Below are 22,644 nucleotides of genomic sequence, written 5' to 3'. Positions count from 1 at the left end.
GAGGGTTCCGATGAAGCTGCACGGCTATTTCCGCTCGAGCGCCGCCTATCGCGTGCGGATCGCGCTGAACCTGAAGGGCCTCGGGGCCGAGCATTTGCCGCATCATCTGCGCAAGGGCGAGCAATGCGCGCCCGCCTATCTCGCCATCAATCCGCAAGGTCTGGTGCCGGCGCTGGAGAATGATGCGGGCGTAGTGCTGACCCAATCGGTCGCGATCATCGAATGGCTCGACGAAATGCACCCCAATCCGCCGCTGCTGCCAAAGGATCCGCTGCGCCGCGCCAAGGTGCGCGCCTTCGCGCTGGCGATCGCCTGCGACACCCATCCGGTGCAGAACCTGAAGGTGCTGGCGCGGCTGCGCGAGCTCGGCCTTGCCGAGGAGAAAGTCCAGGAGTGGGCGGCCTGGGTCAACCGCGAGGGGCTGTCGGCCTGCGAGACACTGATCAGGAACGAGCCTGGGCCGTTCTGCTTCGGCGATGCGCCGACGCTTGCCGATCTCTGCCTGGTGCCGCAGCTCGCCAATGCCCGCCGCTTCGGCGTCGATGTGTCCGCCTATCCGCGCCTGCTGACGGCAGAAGCCGCCGCCAAGGCGCTAGGGGCCTTTGCCGATGCCGCTCCGGAGAAGCAGCCCGATGCCGAGTAAGCCTCTTCCTCCAATCACGATGGACGCGGTCTATGCCGCGCCGGGCTATCTGTTCCGGCGCATGCAGCAGATCGCGGTCTCGATCTTCATGGAGGAGTGCAAGGCGTTCGATCTGACGCCGGTGCAATATGCGGCGCTGATCGCGATCCACACCCATCCCGGCATCGACGCGACGCGTCTGTCGGCGGTGATCGCCTTCGACCGCTCCACGCTCGGCAGCGTGATCGAACGGCTGCAGGCCAAGGACTATATCGAGCGCAAGCCGGCACCCGAGGACAAGCGGATCAAGCTCCTGTACCTGACGAAATCCGGCGCCGCGATCCTGCGCGAGATCATCCCCGCCGTCGAGCGCGCCCAGGCGCGCATGCTGGAGCCGCTCAAGCCCACTGAGCGCAAGGCGCTGCTGGGCCTCTTGGTGCAGCTGGTCGACCTCAACAACGAGGCCTCACGGGTGCCACTGCGCGCAGAGGACGCGCTAGAGCATCTGGGGAAGGGTGGGTGACTGGCTCCAATTGTGGAGCGACGCTGTCGCCTCAATCTCAACTGTCATTCCCCGCGAAGGCGGGGAATCCAGTACGCCGCGGCGTCTCGGTTCAATCACGACCGTCTCGGCGTACCGGATCGCCCGGTCCCGGCTCCGCCAAGGCTACGCCGGGGCCACAAGGGTGCTTGGCCGCCGAAGCTTCAGCGGAGGCGGCAAGCCGGGCGATGACAGCAGTGGCTACATCCTCAGCAACGCCTGCCTGTCAATCTTCCCCGTGCCCGTCTTCGGCAGCTCGTCGATGAAGATCACCTCGCGCGGATATTTGTAGGGCAATAGCTTACCCTTCACATAATCCTGGAGCTCGCGCGTCGTCTCGCTCTGGTCGACGCTCCGGTTGTTCATCACCACCACCGCCTTCAGGGTCATGCGCCGGTCCGGCAGTTCGGCCGCGAAGACCGCGCATTCGCGGATATCCGGGTGATCGGCGAGGCACAGCTCGACCTCGAGTGGGTAGACCCACTGGCCCGAGATCTTGATGAGATCGTCGGCGCGGCCACGGAAGAAGTGGAAGCCGTCGGCATCGCGGACGAAACGGTCGCCGGTGTAGATCCAGCCGCCGTCGCGGATGGTCTCGGCGGATTTGTCCGGCCGGTTCCAGTACAGCGGCGTGTTGGAATCACCGCGCACCCACAAGATGCCTTCCTCGTCGTCGGCGACGTCGCGGCCGTCCTTGTCGCGCAGCGCGACCTCGTAGCCGGGTACGCGCAGGCCGGCGGCGCCGAGCTTCTTCTGCTCGGGACGATTGGAGAGATAGATGTGCAGCACCTCAGTCGAGCCGAGGCCCTCGACGATCTCGAGGCCCGTGAGCGTCTTCCAGCCGTTGAAGACTTCGGCGGAGAGCACCTCGGCCGCGGAGAGCGACATGCGCAACGACGAGAAGTCGGTCTTCTCGGCGCCTTCGGCCTTGGTCAGCGACGTGTAGAGCGTCGGCAGGCCGAAGAAGACCGTCGGCTTGTACCGCGTGATCGCCGAGAAGATCGCCGCGGGCTTCGGCTGGCCCGGCAGCAGCAGCGTTGCCGCGCCCGCCGAGAACGGGAAGGTAACGGAATTGCCAAAGCCGTAAGCGAAGAAGATCTTCGGCACCGAGAAGCATATGTCGTCAGGCGTCAGCTTCAATACGCTCTGCGCAAAGGCGGCCTCGCTATAGGCCATGTCGTGCTGGAGATGCACGATACCCTTGGGCCGGCCGGTGGAGCCGGAGGAGTACATCCAGAACGCCATCTCGTCGCGATTCGTGTCGGCTTCCGCGAGCTCGACCGGGAATTGCATGAGCCAGCTTGCCGCTGCGATCGCAACAGGCGCCGCGTGGTCGCGCGCTTCGCCATTGACGACGACCAGCGTGCGCAGCTCCGTGTCCTTGCAGGCTTCCGCATTGAAGCGCGTCGCGAATTCGGCATCGGCCACCGCAACGGTCGCGCCGGAATCGGCGAGATAGAATTGCAAGAGGTCTGGCGGCGTCAACGTGTTGATCAGGAGCGGCACGAAGCCGGCACGCACCGCGCCGAAGAAGGCGGCGGGGTAGGCCGGCGTGTCGTCGAGGAACAACAGCACGCGATCGCCGCGCCGGAGACCAAGCGATACGAGGCCGTTGCCCCAGCGGCAGGCCTCCGCGCAGAGTTCGGCATAGGTCCGCTTGCCCGCCGGACCGGTCAGCGCGAGCTTGTCGCCGCGTCCTTTTTCGAGATTGTCGAACAGCACGCGGCTGGCGTTATAGATTTGCGGAACGGCAAAGCCGATCTCGCGTGCGCCCGCGCTGTCCGCGGGCACTTGGTCGCGAATCACGTTGCTCATGCCGCACCTCCGCCGTTCTTGGCGACCTCGTAACGCGCCATGAAGGCTGGGGACATCGCCCGCAGCCGGGAATCGTCGATGCGGCCGGACCGGGTGATGTAGCTGTAGGCGAAATCCATCAGATCGAGCTGCATGTGCTCGGCAAAATGCTCGTACCAGAAGGCCGAGGTGCGCGCGGCGTTGACGAGCTTCTGCACCACCGGCTTGCGCGCGGCCTGGTAGCGATGCAGCGCGGTCGCCAGATGCGCGTCCGATTCCAGCGCCTTGACCAGCGCGATGGCGTCCTCGATCGCGAGCCGCGTGCCCGAGCCGATCGAGAAATGCGCCGAGTGCAGGGCATCGCCGAGCAGCACCATGTTCTTGAACGACCAGTACTCATTCCAGACCCAGGGAAAGTTACGCCAGACCGATTTGTTGGAGATGAGGCAATGGCCGCCAAGCGTATCGGCAAACACCTCCTCGCAAATGCCCTTGGACTGCTCGACGTCCTTGTAGGCGAAGCCATAGGCCTGCCATGTCGCGTGATCGCATTCGACCAGGAAGGTGCTCATGGTGGGCGAGTAGCGGTAGTGATGTGCGTTGAAGGCGCCGCGGTCGGTCTTCACGAAAGTCTGCGACAGCGTGTCGAAGCGCTTCGAGGTGCCGTACCAGACGAACTTGTTGGAGGAGTAGGACAGCGAGGTGCCGAAATCGCCCTCATAGGCACGGCGCACCAGCGAGTTGAGGCCGTCGGCGGCGACGATGAGGTCGTGGCCGTTGAGCTGGTCGATCGCGTGGATCTGGGTATCGAAGCGCGGGGTGACGCCGGCATCGAGCGCGCGCTGCTGCAGGAACTTGAGGAGCTCGAGCCGTCCGATCGAGGAGAAGCCGACCCCGTCGATGGCGACGCTATCGCCGTGCAGGTTCAGCGTGATGTTCTCCCAGCTCTCCATATGCGGCGCGATCGCATCGACCGTTTCAGGGTCGTCGGCGCGCAGGAATTCCAGGGCCTGGTCCGAGAACACGACGCCAAAGCCCCAGGTCGCGTCGGCCGGGTTCTGTTCGAACAGGTCGACCTGATCCTCAGGGTGACGCTTCTTCCAGAGATAGGCGAAGTAGAGCCCACCGGGCCCCCCGCCAATCACGGCGATCCGCAACGTCTGCCTCCCTAATTGACAGTATACTTACTATCTAGGGGTAGACTAATGTGCTCCGGCGTCCGGCGCCAGCAGAATTATCGGCAAAGCGTGGCGCGCCGAGGCTCGCTCTCGGAACGCGCCTTTGGCGCGTGTCCGAAGCAGTTTCGCGCGCAAGCATAGCCAAACCACGCGGGCTTGGCCATCCGCACCGTCAGACGCAGCGCTTCACGTAGACCCCGTTCACCAGCACCCTGGTGCAGCGGACGGCCGGAACCGGCTTGCGGACCACGACGGCCGCGTTCGGGCCGGCGCAGCCGGCGCGATACACGCCGCGGGCGCAGACCACCGCCTTGGCGTCGGTGGCCTCGAACGTCATGGTGGCCGCGAAGGCGAGGAGTGCAGAAGCGACGAGCAGCAATGAACGCATGTTGTCCTCCCGGTCTGGTCGTGATTGAAATCGGATCCTTGCAAAAGATTTGTCGTTGCAGGCGTGCGGGAATTCATTGCGCACGCCGCCAATCATTGCCCCGTGCCTTGGCGCGCGATCGTGCGCCGCCTCATCGCGCTGCGAACGGGGCGAGTACGTCCTTGCACGCCGGCGATAGCGAGGCGGCATTGCTGGAGATGCATTGAACGATGCGGCCGCCGCCGGGCGCGACGCCGGCGCAGAGTGTGCGGATATCGGCGCCGCAGGCCGACCTGACGATGAACAGCTCTTCGCGAGGCCGCAGCGGGCGTAAAACGATCGCCGCTGGCGCTGCTGCCGCGGGAGCCGCACCCGCGGGCGCTGCCGTTGCTGCCGCGCCACCGCCGGCTGCGGCGCTCACGGCCTTCTCGCAGGCCGGCGAGACCTTGACCTTGTTCTTCTCCAGGCATTCGAGCGCAGCGGCGCCGCCCGGCGGCACGCTGGCGCACACCTTGGGATAATCGGCGCGGCACGCGCTCTTGACCGCCGCAATCTGCGCGCTGCTCGGCTGCGTGGCGGCAGCAGCCTTCGGCGCCGGCGCGGCGGTCGGCTTTGCAGCGGGAGCGGAGTCAGCCTTCGGCGTGGCAGGCGCCGCTGCCGCCTTGGGTGCGGCCTCGGTCTTCGGCGCAGCGGGCGCAGCTTCGGTCTTCGGAGCCGCAGCAGGTTCGACCGCGCGAACCGCGGTCTGGCATCCCGATGACAGGCTGGGCATGTTCTTCGCCAGGCATTGATACGCTTCCACCCCGCCGGGCGTCACGCTCGCGCAATGCGCCATGAAGTTCGAGCGGCATGCCGAGCGGATGGCGCCCTTCTGCGCCTCGGTCGGCGTTTGCGCGAATGCGCTTGTTGCAGTTGCGAAGAACGCTGCCGCCAGCAACGCCTTGCGCGTTGATGCATGTTTCAACGTGTTGAACATCTGAGTATTTCCTGCCCCGTCGGTCACGCCGACGATTCTGAAAATGTGATGCGATCGCAATCGTCGCGGGTAATGCCTCGCGAGCGGCATCATTCGCCGCTTTGACCTCTCCCGCAAGTCAATTATGCCGGCGCAATTGCGCCGCAACGAGAGCATGATCCGGATCCGACGGGCCGCGCTAGCGCAAAGTCTGCAGCGGCTTTTCGAAAATCATGCTCAAACGATACGTCGTCAGAGCCTGACCATGCGCTTGCCGCGGTTTTCGCCCGCGAGCAATCCGATCAACGCCTTCGGTGTGTTCTCGAGGCCATCGATGATGTCCTCCTGCACCTTCAGCTTGCCGGATTTGACCCAGGCTTGGAGCTCTGCGAGCGCGCGCTGGCTGTCCTTCATGTAGTCCATCACGATGAAGCCCTGCATCACGAGCCGCTTCACCACGATCAGTCCGGGCACGCCGCGCGGGCCGTGCGCGGCAGGCGCGCCGTCATATTGCGAGATCGCGCCGCAGCAGGCGATGCGGCCGTAATTGTTCATCTGCGGCAGGCAGGCTTCCAGAATGTCGCCTCCGACATTGTCGAAATAGACGTCGATGCCTTTTGGCGCGGCTGCACGTAGCGCCTTGAACACCGCGCCGTCCTTGTAGTCCACGGCGGCATCGAAGCCGAGCTCTGATGTCAGCCAGTTGCACTTGTCCGTGCCGCCGGCGATGCCGATCACGCGGCATCCCCTGATCTTGGCGATCTGTCCGACGATCGAGCCGACCGAGCCTGCTGCCGCGGAGACCACGACCGTCTCGCCCTCCCTGGGCTTGCCGATCTCCAGCAGGCCGAAATAGGCGGTGAGGCCGGCGATGCCGAACACACTGAGCAGATGCGTCATTGGTTCGAGCTTCGGCATCTTGGTGAGGTGCTTCGCAGGCACCGCGGCAAACTCTTGCCAGCCGGTATCGCCGAACACGATGTCGCCCGCCGCAAGCTCCGGCGCCTTCGAGCTCACGACCTCGGCGATGGCGCCGCCGGCCATCACGCTGTTGGCCTCGACGGCGGAGCGATAAGTCGCCCCGTGCATCCAGGCGCGGTTGGCGGCATCGAGCGAGATGTAGCGCACGCGCAGCAGGGCCTCGCCGTCCTTCGGCTCCGGTGGTGCGCTCTCCACCATCTTGAAATGCTCGGGGCCGAGCTTGCCGCTGGGCTTTTCCACCAGGAGAATTTGACGATTGATGCCGCTCATGGCGTTCCCCTCTTCGATTGTTTGGCAATTATTGATGCAACCGCAGCCAAGAAAACGTGCAAGCCGCATTTGTTGTGCGCTGCGTGAAAGCTAGATCGCCGCGCTCCATTTCACAATGGGAACATCCGGCCAACGCGACCACACGCAAAGCGTGTTGCGTCGCCGTGATATCTGCGACATCATGAAGCGCCGGTGTACGTGGGGGTAAGCGATGTCCAACAGGTTCACGCAATACATTCTGGCGGCGATGGTGCTCGGCATCGTCATGGGTTCGGCGATCTACAACTTCCTGCCCGATACGCGCGCCGATTGGGCCTCGTCCATCAACCTGATCGCCATGATGTTCCTGCGCTTGATCAAGATGATCATCGCGCCGCTGGTGTTCGCGACCCTGGTCGGCGGCATCGCTCATATGGGCTCGGGCTCCAAGCTCGGCCGCATCTTCGCCAAGACCATGGGCTGGTTCGTCAGTGCCTCCTTCGTCTCGCTGCTGCTCGGCCTCGTGATGGTCAATCTGCTCCAGCCCGGCGCCAACTTCCCCGGCACGCTGCCCGCGGCAGGCCAATCGACCGGCCTGCCGGTCTCGGCCTTCTCGATCGAGAAATTCCTGACTCATCTGATCCCGACCTCGATTGCGGACGCGATGGCGCAGAACGAGATCCTCCAGATCGTGATCTTCGCCGTGTTCTTCTCGGTGGCGATGGGCGCGATGCCTGAACGCTCCAAATCGATCCTGGCGCTGATCGACGACGTCGGCCACATCATGCTGAAGGTGACAAGCTATGTGATGCTGTTCGCGCCGCTCGCAGTGTGGGCCGCGATCACCGCGACGGTCGCCAAGAACGGGCTCCTGGTGCTCTGGAAGCTTGTCGTCTTCATGGGCGGCTTCTATCTCTCGCTGGCGATCCTGTGGGGCCTTCTGGTCATCGTCGGCTTCATCGTGATCGGGCCGCGCTACAGCCATCTGCTCAAGCTGATCCGCGAGCCGCTGATGATCGCGTTCTCGACGGCGAGCTCGGAGGCGGCCTATCCGAAGACGCTGGAGGGCCTCAACCGCTTCGGCGCCTCGTCGCGGATCTCGAGCTTCGTGCTGCCGCTCGGCTATTCCTTCAACCTCGACGGCACGATGATGTACTGCACCTTCGCGAGCATCTTCATCGCGCAGAGCTACCACATCGACATGCCGCTCGGCACCCAGCTCGCGATGCTGGCGACGCTGATGATCACCTCCAAGGGCGTCGCCGGCGTGCCGCGCGCCTCCCTCGTCGTGATCGCCTCGACGCTGGCACAGTTCAACATCCCCGAGGCCGGCCTCTTGATGATCATGGGCATCGACACCTTCCTCGACATGGGTCGCAGCGCCACCAACGTGATCGGCAACACGCTGGCGACCTCGGTGGTTGCGAAATGGGAAGGTGAGCTCGGGCCCGAGCATGCGCTTGAACCGGGCGACCTCGTGCCTGAGGACATGGTTCCGGGCGAAGTGCCTGCGATGGCCGGCCATGGATAGGAGCGAACCATGGGCCAGATCCTGGCGAGGTCAGTGATCGGCGGCGCCCTGTGGGTCGCAGCGGCATCGTTGCTCGCGACCTCGGCGGTCGCACAGACCGGCGGCAGCGAAGGGCTCAGCCCGACGCTGTCGGCTATCAAGACAGCGCACACCGTGCGGCTCGGCTATCGCGAGAGCTCGCCGCCATTCTCTTTCCTCGACCAGGCGGGTCGCCCGATCGGCTACAGCCTCGAGCTGTGCGAGGCCATCGTCGAGGAGATCGGCGTCGAGGTCGACGACCCCAACCTCAGAATCGACTACGTCAAGGTCACCTCGGACGACCGCATCGAGGCCGTGCTTCAGAACAAGATCGACCTCGAATGCGGCTCGACCACGGCCAATGCCGAGCGTGGCAAGCGCGTCGCGTTCTCGCCGCTGATGTTCGTCGCCGGCACCAAGCTGATGGTGCCGAAGGGAGCGGCCGTTTCCGGTGTCGCGGATTTGAAGGGCAGGACCGTCGTCGTGACCAAGGGCACGACCAACGAGCAGGCGATGCACGCCGTCGACAAGAAGCTCTCGCTCGGCCTTAACATCGTGACCGCGCCGGATCACGAGCAGTCGTTCCGGATGGTGGCCGACGGCAAGGCGGATGCGTTCGCGACCGACGACATCCTGCTCCACGGCCTGATCGCGCGTCACAAGGCGCAGGAATATTTTCGCGTGGTCGGGGACTATCTGTCCTACGATCCCTACGGCATCATGTTCAGGAAGGGCGAGCCGCAACTCGCCGCCGTGGTCGAACGCGCCTTCCGCAAGCTCGGCTCCAACCGCGACCTCGTCCCGCTCTACAACAAATGGTTCACCGCACGGCTTCCCACCGGCGAACGGCTGAACGTGCCGATCTCGCTGCAATTGGAGGAAGCGTTCAAGGCGATGGACGATTCGCCGAGCGCGAATAATTAGCGGCTTCTCTTCTTACCCTCCCCTGGAGGGGGAGGGTCGATCGCGCAAAGCGCGAGCGGGGTGGGGTGATCCCTCCACACGGGCGGTGTGTAAGGTGGAAAGACCGTCACCCCACGCCGTCTCGCATCGCTGATGCGCTGCGAGCCGACCCTCCCCCTCCAGGGGAGGGTGGGCCGAGCTCGCGGCCGCTAGTTCTGGCCAAACACCCGGTCCAGCGCCGCGTCATACGTCGCCTGCACCAGCTCCGGATGCAGCTTGCCCAACGCTTCCATCATCACGCCGGAATTGATCTCGAGCACGCGCCAGGTGCCATCGACGCGGACCACGTCAATTGACGCAAAGGCGATGCCGATGGCGTTTGCTGCGTGGATGGCGAGTCTCACGCAAGCCTCGCGAACCTCGCTGTCCTCCAGCAACACCGGCTTTGCGCCGGCATCGAGATTGTGTCGCCAATCTGTGCCGCGCTGCTTGCTGTAGACGATGAGAGGTACATCATCGAGCAGCACCACACGGACCTCCTCCTCGATCGCGACATAGGGCGAGATCACGAGTCCGGCGCTCATCGAGAAAACTTCGCCAACCGCGTGGTCGAGTTCCGTCTCCGTCGTCACCTTGAACACCGAGCGCCCCGATGTCCCCTCGTTCGGCTTCACCACCACGCCTTGCGGATGGTCGCGAAGCAGCTCGAGCATTGTCTCTCGCCAAGTGGGGCCAACAACATGCTTGCCCAGCTTCGGGTTGAGGAAGAGGTGATGGGGAACGCAGGGCACGCCCGCAAGCGTCAGCGCTTCGGCGGTGGCCGATTTGTCGTTGGCGAGGCGGTGGGCGATGGCGCTGTTGAGGCCGATGTCGTAGCCGAAAGCGAAGCGGCGCTCGTCGCCCCGGCGCATCGCGATCAGCCAGCCACTGGCGCGGACATCGACAGTGATGCCGTGCTGTGCGCAATAGCGCCTAATCGCCTGGACGAAGATCCGCTCGCCGTTTGCCATGTGATTCAGTCGTTCCTGTCGCCAAAAGCCGCAAAAATGCGGAAAACGGCGCCAAACCGGGGTGAAAATCAGAGCTATTCTTAATGAAATTCTCGTTAGCGCGATGGAAATTAAGTGCTGCCGTCGAGCCCCCAAGGGAAAAGAAATTGCCCGCCGCGCGCGCTGGGCAGCAAATTCATTAATGATGCGGCCAATTCAGCCCAAATGCCGGTTTGATCGGCATCAATTGCTTCCGAAACGAGGTTGATTATTGGTCTCAATGGCGTAGATCACACACGCGAAATCCTCCGCCATGGCAGATGGTGCCCGCCCCCGCTGTCAGGGGCCGGGCAACGCTTTTGCCCGAAAACCGCAATATATTCGGAATATCGAGAATCATGAGCGCGTTTTACCGAGAGAAGGTTCTTTCCGTCCACCACTGGACCGATACGCTGTTCAGCTTCCGCGCCACGCGCGACACCGGCTTCCGCTTCCAGAACGGCCAGTTCGCCATGATCGGCCTCGAGGTCGACGGCCGCCCGCTGCTGCGCGCCTACAGCATGGCGAGCGCCAATCACGAGGAACAGCTCGAGTTCTTCTCGATCAAGGTTCAGGACGGTCCGCTGACCTCGCGCCTCCAGAAGATCAAGGAAGGCGACACCATCCTGGTCGGCCGCAAGGCGACCGGCACGCTGATCACCGACAATCTCCTTCCCGGCAAGCGGCTGATGCTGCTCTCGACCGGAACCGGCCTTGCGCCGTTCGCGAGCCTGATCAAGGACCCCGAGGTCTACGACCAGTTCGAGTCGATCGTGCTGGTGCATGGCTGCCGCCAGGTCTCCGAGCTCGCCTATGGCGAGAAGCTCGTCGCGAATTTGCGTGAGGACGAGGTGTTCGGCGAGCTGCTCGCGGACAAGCTGGTCTACTATCCGACCGTGACCCGCGAGCCGTTCCGCAACCGCGGCCGCATCACCGACCTCATCAACTCCGAGCAGATCTTCAACGACATCGGCCAGGGCCCGCTCGACATCGCAACCGACCGCATCATGATGTGCGGCAGCCCGGCGATGCTCGAAGAGCTGAAGCTGATGTTCGAAGGCCGCGACTTCGTCGAGGGCTCCGGCAACAAGCCAGGCCATTTCGTGATCGAGAAGGCGTTCGTCGAGCGGTAAGCCCGCTCTTTGTCGTCTCGGTGTCGTCCTGGCCTTGTGCGCAATTGCGCACGGGAGCCAAGACCCATACCCACCGAGTGAGGTTTGGCGAAGGCTGGTCGTTGTCAGTCTTCGCAACAACCCCGCTTAGGGGTTATGGGTCCTGGCTTTCGCCAGGACGACGGCGGTGGGTGAAGCGTCTTGCCCGGCTGACCGTCCCTTTCTCTCCCATCTTCCTGCTGCACTGCAAAAGCCAGCCCATCGGGCTGATTGATTTGTCTCAGGCGAATTCGCTAGCCTGAAACAAGGGCCGCGTCATATCCGTATGACAGGCACAGGCGTATCGTAGCGCTCATGCTGGCGAGAGGACGTGATCGTGGCCGAGGACAACAAGACGCAAGAAGCTCCGAAACGCCTGCCACTGGCGGAAGAGGGGGTCATGGAAACCCTGCTGCTTCCGTTCTCGCCACGCTTCATCGTGCTGACGATCTGCGCGGTCGTCACCGCGCTCCTGATCGCCATCGGTATCGCCGACCGCAAGATCTTCGACATCCTGCTGGTCCCGATCCTGATCTTCGCCGGGCTGACCCTGCTCGGCGTCCGCGATCTCCTGCAGAAGAGCCACGCGGTGCTGCGCAACTATCCGATTTCGGCGCATATCCGCTTCCTGCTGGAAGAAATCCGCCCCGAAATGCGGCAATACTTCTTCGAGAGCGAGAAGGACGGCATGCCGTTCTCGCGCGACACCCGCGCGGTGGTCTATCAGCGCGCCAAGATGGAGCTCGACAAGCGTCCGTTCGGCACCCAGGAGGACGTCTATCGCGAGGGCTACGAGTGGATGCATCACTCGGTATCGCCGAAGGCGCATGCCAGGGAAAAATTCCGTGTCGCCATCGGCGGGCCGGATTGCGCAAAACCGTATTCGGCCTCGGTGTTCAACATCTCGGCGATGAGCTTCGGCGCGCTCAGCCCGAACGCGGTGCGTGCGCTCAATGCCGGTGCGAAGAAGGGCGGTTTCGCGCATGACACCGGCGAGGGCGGCGTCAGCCCCTATCACCGCGAGATGGGCGGCGACATCATCTGGGAGATCGGCTCCGGCTATTTCGGCTGCCGTCATCGCGATGGCACCTTCGACCCCGAGGCGTTCGCGCGCGTGGCCGGCGAGGACCAGATCAAGATGGTCGAGCTCAAGATCAGTCAGGGCGCCAAGCCGGGTCATGGCGGCGTGCTGCCGGCGGCAAAAGTCTCGGAAGAGATTTCCAAGATCCGCGGCGTCGCGATGGGCGAGGATTGCATCTCGCCGGCCTCGCACCGCGCCTTCTCCACGCCGGTTGGCATGATGCAGTTCATCGCCGAGATGCGCCGCCTGTCCGGAGGCAAGCCGGCGGGCTTCAAGCTGTGCATCGGCCATCCCTGGGAATTCCTGGCGATCTGCAAGGCGATGATGGAGACCGGCATCTATCCCGACTTCATCGTCGTCGACGGCAATGAGGGCGGCACTGGCGCTGCGCCGCTGGAGTTCATGGATCATCTGGGCATGCCGATGCGCGAGGGCGTCAATTTCGTCCACAACGCGCTGGTCGGCATCAATGCGCGCGACCGCATCAAGATCGGCGCGTCCGGCAAGATCGCCACCGCCTTCGACATGGCGCGCGCCATGGCGATCGGCGCCGACTGGTGCAATTCGGCGCGCGGCTTCATGTTCTCGCTCGGCTGCATCCAGTCGCTGAGCTGCCACACCGACCGCTGCCCGACCGGCGTTGCGACGCAGGACCCGACGCGTGCGCGCGCGCTCTACGTGCCGCTCAAGATCGACCGCGTTCAGAATTACCACCATGCGACGCTGCACTCGCTGACCGAGCTGATCGCCGCCGCCGGCCTCGAACATCCGCAGCAGCTGCGCCCGATCCATTTCAGCCAACGGACATCGACGACCCAGGTGCAATCCTTCGCACAGCTCTATCCGGCGCTGCGCCCCGGCGAGCTGCTCGAAGGCACGGAAGATCCGCGGTTCCGCGACGGCTGGCGGATGGCGCGCTCCGAGACGTTCCAGCCAGCGCTGTGAGCGTCGCCTCGATTGCAAGACCGCCGGCTCCGGCGCATAATTCATTGCCGGAGAGGCTGCGTTAAACGCTTGCCTCAACTTTGGGTGTAGATTGGCCCCATGGACGAACGGCGCGACAAGGCGAGACATCGCGTACTGAAAGCCGGAACCATCGAGTTCGGCGGCGGCGCGATCGACTGCACCGTCCGCAACCTGTCCGATACCGGCGCAGCGCTCGACGTCACCAGCCCGGTCGGCATCCCCGACCGTTTCACCCTGTTCGTCCACGCCGACGGAAAGCATCTGGCCTGCACCGTGGTCTGGCGCAAGGAAAAGCGGATCGGGGTGAGGTTCGGGTGAGGGTTTTGTGTTTGGCCTGAGCGCGGGCTCCAATCTCCACTGTCGTCCCGGCGCAGGCCGGGACCCATACCGCGTGATCTAACGATCGCGGTTGGTAGCAATACCGAACGCCGAGTTTCGCCAAACCACTCCCTGTGGCTATCGCGACGAGCGCAAGGGCTCGCTCGGGGGTCCCGGATCGGCGCGCGCTTGAAGGCGCGCTTGTCCGGGACGACGAGTGGAGATTGGCGCGGCAGCATAGCCCATACAAGCGCACTCAACTCACGCCGCCGCCTGCTCGCCCAGCCGGCTCGCCAAAATCTTGTCGATCCGTCGTCCATCGAGATCAACCACTTCGATGTGCCAGCCGGCGAAGTCGAAGGCGTCGCCGACATTGGGCAGCATGCTGAACTGTTGCAGCACGAGGCCAGCCACCGTGTTGTAGCGGTGCGGCGGCAGCTCAATGCCGAGCAGCTCGCCGAACTCGTCGACCGGCATCCAGCCGGAGATCAGGAGCGAGTCGTCGTCGCGCCTGACAAAGGCCGGCTCGGGCGGCCCCTCCTCGGAATGAAAGGCGCCGACGATCGACTGGAGGATGTCTGCGGCCGTCACCATGCCTTCGAACGCGCCGTATTCGTCATAGACGAAGCCGACGTGGACCGGCGCAGCTTTCAGGATGGTCAGCACATCGCGGGCATCCGCCGAGGCCGGAATGCCCGGCGCCTCGCGCACGAGTGCGCGCAGATCCGGCGCGCGCTCGTTCATATAAGCTATCAGCAGGTCCTTGGCCTGGAGCACGCCGATCGGCTTGTCGCGATCGCCGTCCGAGACGGGGAAGCGCGAATGCGGGCTCTTTGCGATGATCTCGTGAATGGTCTCCGGATCGTCGTTCAGGTCGATCTCATCGACCTCGGTGCGCGGCGTCATGACCGCGCCGACCGGGCGGTCGCCGAGCCGCATCACGCCGGCGATCATCTCCTTCTCACCGGGCTCGAGCACGCCTGCGCTCTCGGCCTCGCGGACGAGGTGATGGATCTCGTCCTCCGAGACCTTTTCCTCGGCGCTGCCGCCGCGGCCGAGCAGTGTGAGGATCAGCTTGCCGGAGACATCGAGCAGGAACACGAGCGGCAGCGAGATCCGCGCCAGCACGTGCATCGCGGGCGCGACCCTGACCGCGATGCTCTCGGGATCGCGCAGCGCCACCTGCTTCGGCACCAGCTCGCCGACGATCAGGGTGGCGTAGGTGATGAGCGTGACGACGAGGCCGACGCCGACGATGTCGGCAATGCCTGAGGACATGCCGAGCTCGACCAGCCATTGCGTCAGCCGCTGCCCGAGCGTCGCACCCGAGAATGCGCCGGAGAGCACGCCGACCAGCGTGATGCCGATCTGCACCGTCGAAAGAAATTTGCCGGGATCGGCCGCCAGCGTCAGCGCCCGCTCGGCGCCACGGACGCCCTTGGCCGCGAGCAGCGACAGCCGCGCCGGGCGGGACGACACCACGGCCAGCTCGGACATGGACAACAGGCCGTTGATGACGATCAGGACGACGACGATGACGAGTTCGATCGAGAGCATTGACGTTCCGAGAGTAAGCCAGTGTCGCCGGATGAGGGCACGAGTATTGATATAGGTATTCCGGGAGGAAATGCCGACCATTCTATCGCATCCGGTACCACGTGGAACCCGTGATCGACGGCGTTCCGACAGGTCCGCGACGAGATGGCACTCCGCGGAACTACGGGGCGTTACTTAACGGGCTCTTAGTGGCCGCCGGCTAGGTTTCCGACAATTTGCAGAATGTATTCGGGGACCACGGATGCGGATCGGGAAGCTTTTCGCGCTGTCGATGCTGACGGTGACGGTTTTTGCAGTCATCCTCGGCGCCGAGGTGCTCGTACCCCAGACACGCATCTTCACGAACCGCTCCGATGCGATCAAGACCGTCGACGCTTTTGCGGCGACCCTGATGGTCAGCCAGCAGGTCGCCGGCCTTCGTGCCCCCTACATTGGACCGATCTTCCAGGATGCCGCAGCCACACAGGCCCAGATCGATAATGCCGCGAAGGCGGGGAAAGCCGCCGATGCCGCATTCGAGGGCGCAAGGCGAGCCATCATTGTGCTCGATGACGGTGCTGCGATGGTCGAGAACCTCGACCGTGCCACGCGACGGTTGAAGGAGATCTACACGGCGGCCGATCGCGCGATGGGCCTTCCTCTGGCGGCGCGCGATAGCTCTGCGATCAGGGGCTTCCTGCCCGGAGTCGCCGAGGTGCTCGGCAGCATCGAGCCGATCATGAACCGGCTCGAGGCGAAGGTCATCAATGCCGATTCCTCGCTTGCGGCGCTATTGAGCCTGGCACGGACGGCGCAGGATCTGCGGGTTGCCGCCGGCAGCCGCGCGGCCACGCTGTCCCCCGCGCTGTCCGCGCGTCGCCCGCTCACGTCGGCCGAATTCTCGCTGATGGATCGCATGCAGGGGCGTGTGGAAGCCGACCGCGAGCGCATCGAGGCCGGCATCGACCAGCTCGGGAATCCGCCGCGGATCGCCACCGCGCTGAAGGCGGCAACCGAATCTTATTTCGGAAAATCAGCATCAGCCGTGGACAAGGAGATGGATGCTGCGCGCAGCGATGGCAAATATGGCATCGACAGCGATGAGCTGGCAAAGGTCATCGTACCGGCCATCCAGATGTTCTACGGCGTGCGCGACGCCGCGCTGGCCGAAGCTGCCGATCGCGCCTCGTCCTCTCGTGATGGTGCGCTGGCGATGCTGGCGCTTGCGGCCGTCGCGGTGCTGGCATTGCTCGGGACGCTCGGTGGTGTGACCGTGATGCTGCGCAGCCGTGTGGTGACGCCGCTCGGCCGACTCGCCGACGTGATCGGAACGCTCGCCGTCGGACAGCACGAGGTCGAGATTCCCGCAAGCGGCCGCAACGACGAGATCGGCCAAGTCGCGGGCTCGCTCCGGCACTTCAAGGATTCGCTCGTCGCCAAGAAAGCTGCCGACGAGGCAGCCGCGGTCGAAGCCGAGGCGAAGCTTCGGCGCGGCCAGCGCATGGATCGGATCGCGCGCGAGTTCGAGGCCATGATCGGCGATGTCATCAACACCGTGTCGTCGGCATCGTCGGAGCTGGAAGTCTCGGCGGGAACGCTGACGAACACGGCCGATCAATCGGAAAAGGTCACCGCGACCGTCGCGGCCGCCTCCGAGCAGGCCTCGACCAACGTGCAGACCGTTGCCGCGGCGGCGGAGGAAATGGCCTCGTCGGTCGACGAGATCAGCCGGCAGGTCCAGGATTCCGCGCGCATCGCCGGCGAGGCGGTGCAGCAGGCGGGGCGCACCAACGATTATGTCGGCGAGCTCGCCAAGGCGGCGGGGCGGATCGGGGACGTGGTCGAGCTCATCAGCCAGATCGCAGGCCAGACCAATCTTCTGGCCCTCAACGCCACCATCGAAGCGGCCCGCGCCGGCGAGGCCGGCCGCGGCTTCGCCGTGGTCGCCTCCGAGGTCAAGGCACTGGCCGAGCAGACCGCCAAGGCCACCGGCGAGATCAGCCAGCAGATCACGGGCATTCAGACCGCGACCGAGGATTCGGTCGGCGCCATCAAGGCGATCGGCGACACCATCGCCCGCATGTCCGAGATTGCTTCCGCAATCGCCGCGGCGGTCGAGGAGCAGGGCGCGGCGACGCGGGAGATTTCCCGCAACGTGCAGCAGGCGGCGCGCGGCACTCAACAGGTCTCCGCCAGCATCGTCGACGTGCAGCGCGGCGCCAGTCAGACTGGTTCGGCCTCCGCCAACGTGCTCGCGTCCGCGAGATCGCTGTCCGGCGAGAGCAGCCGTCTCAAGCTCGAGGTCGGAAAATTCCTGGACGCGATCCGCGCCGCGTAGAGCGTCGCGATATCAGAGTTGATTGCTGCAAACGAGGTGCACTCCCTCTCCCGCTTGCGGGAGAGGGTCGGGGAGAGGGTGTTTCCACAATGGGACTATCCCCAAGAGGGGAAAGCCCTCACCCGGCGCTTCGCGCCGACCTCTCCCGCAAGCGGGAGAGGTGAAACGGCCGCAATGATCTGATTTCACCACTCTTGCCGCGTTCAGAACTCCCCGTGCAGCCGCCCTGAAAACACCGACACCGGTCCACGGTCGGCGTTGTAGGCGGGGTTGACGATGAGCTGGTAGTCGGCGGTGAGGGTGAGATTCTTGTTCACGGCGTAGGCGTAATAGGTCTCGAGGATGCGCTCGTTGCGATAATTGAGCGCGCCGTCGCCGATGAGCACGCCGAGGCCGCCGGCGGCTAGGAAGTCGCGATAGTTCTGCGAAATCGCGTTGACCGCGCCGCCGATGCCGATCACGTCGTCAGGCCGGCCCCATTTCGTGCCCTTGATCGACAATCCGGCGGACAGGCTGCGATGAATGTCGGTGAAGGCCAGCGTTTCGAAACGGCCGTCGTTCCAGCTCCAGCGGCCGAACAGCCCGACATCGTCCGTGATCGCCTGTTCGAGGTTGAGCACATAACCGTACTTCACACGGCCACGCCGGGTCTGCGCGATGTCGAGATTGAGCGCGGGATTGTCCAGCGTCTCGCGGAAGCTTCCCATGTTGGCGCTGTCGAGCCAGCCCATGGTCCTGAGCTTGCCGGGCTGGCCGAACAGCGAGAAGCGCGTCTCGAGTTCGAGCACGTATTGGCCGCGCTCCCCGACTTTTGTATCGAAATGATTCGAGTTGGACTCGGAGACCATCAGGAAATAGCCGCCGCGCAGCGCCCAGTGCTTCTGGTTGAGCTCGGCGGTGACGCCATAGGTGAGGCCGACCTTGTCGGCGGAATAGTCGAAGGCGCCCGGCGCCCATAGCGACCAGTTCATGAAGTCCTTGCGGGTGTCCTTGGCGTAAGCATTGCCGTCGAACACGTCGACCACCGCGAACTTGCCGGCCTGCAAGGTGAGCCTGGAAACGTCGACCTTCTGCCCGAGCTGCAGCTGGCTGCTCGCAAGCTCCTCCTGCTCGCCGCCGAAGCCGAAGGTCTGGCGCACGAACAGGCGCGAGGTGTTGTAATGCGGATAGGGGAAATTCGACTTCTGCGCTTCGCCGTTCGGGAATCCGGCGGCGCCAACCGTGTCGTTCAGTCCAAATCCCTGGAGCAGCTCGGGATTGTAATAGACCTCGCCGCCGTCCCAGAGCCGTGCGTTCAGGAACAGGCTGTTGCTCCAGGTCGCCTTGGCCTGCGCTGATGGCGAGAGCGAGTTCGGTCCGGTGTAGAGCGCGGGAAACGACGGATAGCCTTGCGGCAGATAGGTGCTCTGGCCGTGAATCTCCCAGCGATCGGATTCCGTGTCGATCAGCGAGCTCTTCGGGTCATAGCTCGGCATGCCCGGCCAATCGACCTTGCGGTTGAGGCCGAGCCTGACCTGCTGGAAGTCGAGCGACGAGGAGCTGTATTGGGCTCCCGTGGAGAAGGCGACATTGGCGCTGTCGAAGCGGCTGTAGAGATATTCGAGCCGTGCGCTCCAATGCGGCGCAAAGCCGTATTCGATGCCGGCACCCGCGATCCAGCCGGGCCGCGTGTTCAGGATTTTCGGGACTTCGGCGCCGGAGGCCGGCGTGTCGAAATAGCGCTCGCCCATCCAGGCAAAGCCGCCGGTGGCGTAGATCAGCCACGGGCCGCTGGTGTAGCCGACGCGGCCGCGCAGGCTCGCGGTGTAGTCCCATTGCTGGGTGACGGTGTTGGCGGGGGTGGCCAGGAAGGAGACGATCGAGTTCGAGACAATGTAGTTGGGAAACGAGAAATCGCCTTCGACGCCGACCAGCCAGCCGGAATTGAGCCGGTAATTGTAGCCGGCCTGCACGCCGCCGATCATGCCGCTGAAGACGCCGCTGTCACTGACTGCGGTGCCATCGTTCAGCGCAAAGTGCGACGAACCCCGGCTATAGCCGGCATGCGCGCCGATATAGAGGCCCGTCCAATCATAGACCGCTCTCAGCGCCGGCGCCTTCAGCGGCAGATCGGCCGCGGTGCCTGTGGCGGGCAAAGCCAGCACGCCCGTGGCAATCGCCGCGGCTGTCCGCAAGTACCTGTAACGGTGACCTCCCAACGTCAAAACGCACGCCCCCAAACGCGAATGCATCCACCCGCCGCGACATCCCTGCCGATTCGCGGCGACCCTGTCATCAGGTCTTAGGTGCTCACGCGATCGAACGAGATGATCTCGATCCGGCGCGATTTCGTCCCAAGCCCCTGAGCATGTTGCGGACCTTATTGCGATTAATTCGCAATAGCAACTGGCGCGCGTCGCCGCAGAGGATGGTTCGCACCCGTGTGTGACGGGACTGCAACAAAGTCGGAGTCCGAAACAGATGACCCCGCCCGGGGGGACGCCGGGCGGGGTCGGGGGCACGACACGGGGTGGATGAGGCGCCCGTGTCGGACGCAGGATCCACGTGGGAGATCGGCCTCAGATACTCAGATCAGTAGCAGGTACGAACGCGGCCGACGTACTGGCCGAAGGCGTTGTACTGGGCGACCCAGCCGCAGCGGTGATAGCCGTAGTAGTAGGGATCGTTGCTGGCGGCGATCGCGGAGCCGACGACGGCGGCGGTGGCGATGCCGGCGCCCACGCCCCAGACCCAGCCGGGCTGCTTGGCTTCGGCCGAGGAGGTGGTGGACACGATGCTGCCGGTCACGGCGAGCGTAGCGAGAGCGACTGCGGCAAGCTTGGTCTTGATCGACATGTGAAACTCCATCCGGGGTTGAGGCGGTCCGTTGTGGCCCGCGTGCCCAGTTGGACGGAGGCTCCTCGCGTCCGGTTCGAAGCCGGGAAAGGCGGTCGCCGAGCCCTGTGCTTTCCTGAACAATTCCAGGAGGATGGGAGCTAGCCGAGGGGCCCCTTGGCGAGCCTGTTCACGTCGAAGTTATCGACCTCGCTCAGCAGTTCGCAAAAGGCTGTCGCGCCCTGATCGAGAAGCTGCTCGCCCTTTTCCGCCACAGCCAAGGTCGCGTTGCCGACGGCGCCGCTGGCGTTGAGATCTTGCGCCTGCCAGGCGAACGGCGCGGGACGTTGCGTCGACAGCCAGCGATACTGCTGCTCGATCGCGATGCTGCTCGCGGGAAAATCCGCGATCGCATTCATGCGCACCTGATCGGGATAGCGCGCCAGCATGATCGAGGTCTCTACCGCGCCGCCGTGAATGCCGTGGCGCACTTCATCGGCCGGGAACAGTTTGTCGGCGCCTGATAGCCGCGACCACGACGTCGTCACCACGAACAGTTTTTGGTGCGCGCGAAGATCCTGCGCGATCAGCATCATCGCCGCGCTGTTGCCGCCATGGCTGGTGATGATGACGAGCTTCTTCACGCCGCGCCGCGCGACGTCCTCGCCGATTGCGGTCCATCGCTTCAGCGCGACATCAGTCGGCAGCGTCTGCGTGCCCGGATAGTCGATGTGCTCGGTGGAAATGCCAACCGGCTCAACGGGCAGAAAACTGGCCGGAACGGTTTCGGGCAGCAGCTCGCGCACGCGCGCCAGATACGCGTCCGCGATCAGCACGTCGGTTTCGAGCGGCAGATGCGGGCCGTGCTGCTCGGTCGCCGCCAGCGGCAGCACCGCAATCCAGCGCGAGATCTCGGCCGGGGCCGCATCGGCCCAGCGGATCTCGGTCCAGTCGCGCGACGGCATCATTGAGCTTTCCCTGAAGGTTTCTTTGGAGGTTTCTTTGCCTGAATTTGTCACGTAATTTGGGGTATGAGGGGACGCAGGCCCGGCCGGCTCGCGTCCCCGAACTTCATGCGGTTTTATCGCGTTGCGTTCACATCGGCCAGCAACGATCGACGGAGTCCCTTCATGAGCCCTTCTCATCTGCGGCGAGCGTTAACGGCGGGCTTGATGGCCGCTTTGGTCGGAAGCATCCCGGTGCGGGCCGAGACGCTCGACAAGGTCACCTTCGGCACCAATTGGGTCGCCGAAGCCGAGCATGGCGGCTTCTTCCAGGCGGTCGCCGATGGCACCTACAAGAAATACGGCCTCGACGTCACCATCGTCCCCGGCGGGCCGAATGAAAATAATCGGATGCTGCTGATCGCCGGCAAGATCGATTTCTTCATGGCCGCAAACACGCTGATGTCGTTCGATGCGGTCGCCAATAACGTTCCCGTCGTCACCATCGCCGCGATCTTCCAGAAGGATCCGCAGGTGATGCTGACGCAACCCGACGCCAAGGTCGCCAAGATCGAGGATCTCAAGCCGCTGACGCTGTTCGTCTCCAAGGAGGGCATGACCAGCTACTTCCAGTGGCTGAAGTCCGAATATGGATTCAGCGAGAAGAACGTCCGTCCCTATAATTTCAATCCGCAGCCCTTCATCGCCAACCCCAAGAGCGCCATGCAGGGCTACGTGACATCCGAGCCCTTCGCGGTCGAGAAGGCGGCCGGCTTCAAGCCCAACGTGCTGCTGCTCGCCGACTACGGCTTCAACACCTATTCGACCCTGATCGAAACCCGCCGCGAGATCGTCGAGAAGAAACCGGATCTGGTGCAGCGCTTCGTCGATGCCTCCATGATTGGCTGGTACAATTACATCTACCGCGACAATTCCGCCGGCAATGCCATGATCAAGCAGCTCAATCCGGAGATGACCGACGATCTGCTCGCCTATTCCGTCGCCAAGATGAAGGAGCACGGCATCGTCGATTCCGGCGACAGCCTGAAGAACGGCATCGGCGCCATGAGCGATGAGCGCTACACCTCCTTCTTCAACAAGATGGTGAAGGCCGGCGTGGTCAAGCCCGACCTCGATTTCCGCAAATCCTATACGCTGCGCTTCGTCAACAAGGGCGTCGGCGTCGAGCTGCGCCCGAGCAAGCCGTAACGCATGCTGAGATTTGAGCAAGGTGCGTCGGTGTCGTCCACCTCTCCCGAAGGGAGAGGTCGCATCGCATCGTCAGATGCGATGCGGGTGAGGGGTTACGCTCTCTCCTGGGACCTGAGC

19 protein-coding genes are annotated in these 22,644 nt (G+C 64.2%); 9 read left to right on the top strand and 10 right to left on the bottom strand.

Annotation, left to right across the window (positions count from 1 at the left end):
- Positions 1 to 10 precede the first annotated feature (10 nt).
- Both maiA and LRP30_RS42665 read left to right on the top strand, forming a co-directional pair.
- Positions 11 to 643, top strand: a complete 633-nt coding sequence (gene maiA, locus LRP30_RS42670; protein ID WP_128945503.1) for a maleylacetoacetate isomerase — start codon at positions 11 to 13, stop codon at positions 641 to 643.
- Positions 633 to 1,145 (top strand): MarR family transcriptional regulator, encoded by a 513-nt coding sequence (locus tag LRP30_RS42665; RefSeq protein ID WP_164934761.1) that lies wholly within the window; start codon positions 633 to 635, stop codon positions 1,143 to 1,145. Before maiA ends, LRP30_RS42665 begins: the two co-directional genes overlap by 11 nt.
- A 219-nt stretch (positions 1,146 to 1,364) precedes the next feature.
- Here LRP30_RS42665 and LRP30_RS42660 read toward each other — a convergent pair whose 3' ends face one another.
- The 5 genes from LRP30_RS42660 to LRP30_RS42640 all read right to left on the bottom strand — a co-directional run bounded on the left by LRP30_RS42660 (position 1,365) and on the right by LRP30_RS42640 (position 6,708).
- A complete protein-coding gene (locus LRP30_RS42660; RefSeq protein WP_249758714.1) occupies positions 1,365 to 2,978 on the bottom strand; it encodes a benzoate-CoA ligase family protein in 1,614 nt (537 codons plus the stop codon).
- Complete coding sequence (locus LRP30_RS42655; protein ID WP_164934760.1) at positions 2,975 to 4,114, bottom strand: FAD-dependent monooxygenase; 1,140 nt, start codon at positions 4,112 to 4,114, stop codon at positions 2,975 to 2,977. Before LRP30_RS42655 ends, LRP30_RS42660 begins: the two co-directional genes overlap by 4 nt.
- Before the next feature lie 193 nt (positions 4,115 to 4,307).
- Positions 4,308 to 4,523 carry a hypothetical protein gene (locus tag LRP30_RS42650; RefSeq protein ID WP_249758713.1) on the bottom strand — a complete coding sequence of 72 codons (216 nt, stop codon included), beginning with the start codon at positions 4,521 to 4,523 and terminating at the stop codon, positions 4,308 to 4,310.
- A gap of 130 nt (positions 4,524 to 4,653) precedes the next feature.
- Positions 4,654 to 5,478, bottom strand: a complete 825-nt coding sequence (locus LRP30_RS42645) for a cysteine rich repeat-containing protein (protein ID WP_249758712.1) — start codon at positions 5,476 to 5,478, stop codon at positions 4,654 to 4,656.
- A 231-nt stretch (positions 5,479 to 5,709) separates the two neighbouring features.
- Positions 5,710 to 6,708: an NADP-dependent oxidoreductase gene (locus LRP30_RS42640; protein WP_249758711.1), complete on the bottom strand. Its 999-nt coding sequence runs from the start codon at positions 6,706 to 6,708 to the stop codon at positions 5,710 to 5,712.
- A gap of 211 nt (positions 6,709 to 6,919) precedes the next feature.
- Here LRP30_RS42640 and LRP30_RS42635 point away from each other — a divergent pair, with 211 nt between their 5' ends.
- Together LRP30_RS42635 and LRP30_RS42630 are read left to right on the top strand one after the other, a co-directional pair.
- Positions 6,920 to 8,218 carry a dicarboxylate/amino acid:cation symporter gene (locus LRP30_RS42635; RefSeq protein WP_128936980.1) on the top strand — a complete coding sequence of 433 codons (1,299 nt, stop codon included), beginning with the start codon at positions 6,920 to 6,922 and terminating at the stop codon, positions 8,216 to 8,218.
- Between the two features lie 9 nt (positions 8,219 to 8,227).
- A complete protein-coding gene (locus LRP30_RS42630) occupies positions 8,228 to 9,160 on the top strand; it encodes an amino acid ABC transporter substrate-binding protein (RefSeq protein ID WP_249758710.1) in 933 nt (310 codons plus the stop codon).
- 188 nt (positions 9,161 to 9,348) lie between these two features.
- On the opposite strand, the gene LRP30_RS42625 is transcribed toward LRP30_RS42630, so the two are convergent.
- Positions 9,349 to 10,149: an ATP-grasp domain-containing protein gene (locus LRP30_RS42625; RefSeq protein WP_249758709.1), complete on the bottom strand. Its 801-nt coding sequence runs from the start codon at positions 10,147 to 10,149 to the stop codon at positions 9,349 to 9,351.
- 377 nt (positions 10,150 to 10,526) lie between these two features.
- Here LRP30_RS42625 and LRP30_RS42620 point away from each other — a divergent pair, with 377 nt between their 5' ends.
- The 3 genes from LRP30_RS42620 (at position 10,527) to LRP30_RS42610 (ending at position 13,683) form a co-directional block, all read left to right on the top strand.
- Positions 10,527 to 11,300, top strand: coding sequence for a ferredoxin--NADP reductase (locus tag LRP30_RS42620; protein WP_249758708.1), 774 nt, complete (start codon positions 10,527 to 10,529; stop codon positions 11,298 to 11,300).
- Positions 11,301 to 11,718: 418 nt separating this feature from the next.
- Positions 11,719 to 13,344 carry an FMN-binding glutamate synthase family protein gene (locus tag LRP30_RS42615; RefSeq protein WP_128945719.1) on the top strand — a complete coding sequence of 542 codons (1,626 nt, stop codon included), beginning with the start codon at positions 11,719 to 11,721 and terminating at the stop codon, positions 13,342 to 13,344.
- 99 nt (positions 13,345 to 13,443) lie between these two features.
- Positions 13,444 to 13,683 carry a PilZ domain-containing protein gene (locus tag LRP30_RS42610; RefSeq protein ID WP_249758707.1) on the top strand — a complete coding sequence of 80 codons (240 nt, stop codon included), beginning with the start codon at positions 13,444 to 13,446 and terminating at the stop codon, positions 13,681 to 13,683.
- Between the two features lie 261 nt (positions 13,684 to 13,944).
- On the opposite strand, the gene LRP30_RS42605 is transcribed toward LRP30_RS42610, so the two are convergent.
- Positions 13,945 to 15,240 (bottom strand): hemolysin family protein, encoded by a 1,296-nt coding sequence (locus LRP30_RS42605; RefSeq protein ID WP_249758706.1) that lies wholly within the window; start codon positions 15,238 to 15,240, stop codon positions 13,945 to 13,947.
- Positions 15,241 to 15,481: 241 nt separating this feature from the next.
- Here LRP30_RS42605 and LRP30_RS42600 point away from each other — a divergent pair, with 241 nt between their 5' ends.
- On the top strand, positions 15,482 to 17,557 hold the full coding sequence (locus LRP30_RS42600) for a HAMP domain-containing methyl-accepting chemotaxis protein (protein WP_249758705.1): 2,076 nt from the start codon (positions 15,482 to 15,484) through the stop codon (positions 17,555 to 17,557).
- A 203-nt stretch (positions 17,558 to 17,760) separates the two neighbouring features.
- Here LRP30_RS42600 and LRP30_RS42595 read toward each other — a convergent pair whose 3' ends face one another.
- The 3 genes from LRP30_RS42595 to LRP30_RS42585 all read right to left on the bottom strand — a co-directional run bounded on the left by LRP30_RS42595 (position 17,761) and on the right by LRP30_RS42585 (position 21,339).
- Positions 17,761 to 19,731: a carbohydrate porin gene (locus tag LRP30_RS42595; protein WP_249758704.1), complete on the bottom strand. Its 1,971-nt coding sequence runs from the start codon at positions 19,729 to 19,731 to the stop codon at positions 17,761 to 17,763.
- Between the two features lie 397 nt (positions 19,732 to 20,128).
- Positions 20,129 to 20,392 (bottom strand): hypothetical protein, encoded by a 264-nt coding sequence (locus LRP30_RS42590; protein WP_164934759.1) that lies wholly within the window; start codon positions 20,390 to 20,392, stop codon positions 20,129 to 20,131.
- 140 nt (positions 20,393 to 20,532) lie between these two features.
- Positions 20,533 to 21,339: a creatininase family protein gene (locus LRP30_RS42585; RefSeq protein WP_249758703.1), complete on the bottom strand. Its 807-nt coding sequence runs from the start codon at positions 21,337 to 21,339 to the stop codon at positions 20,533 to 20,535.
- A 162-nt stretch (positions 21,340 to 21,501) separates the two neighbouring features.
- Here LRP30_RS42585 and LRP30_RS42580 point away from each other — a divergent pair, with 162 nt between their 5' ends.
- A complete protein-coding gene (locus LRP30_RS42580; RefSeq protein ID WP_128940276.1) occupies positions 21,502 to 22,524 on the top strand; it encodes an ABC transporter substrate-binding protein in 1,023 nt (340 codons plus the stop codon).
- Positions 22,525 to 22,644: the final 120 nt, after the last annotated feature.

The sequence above is a fragment of the Bradyrhizobium sp. C-145 genome (assembly GCF_023375135.1).
Taxonomy (GTDB): Bacteria; Pseudomonadota; Alphaproteobacteria; order Rhizobiales; family Xanthobacteraceae; genus Bradyrhizobium; species Bradyrhizobium zhanjiangense.
Note: the sequence above shows the minus strand (reverse complement) of the source record. Positions and strands in the feature narration are given on the sequence as shown.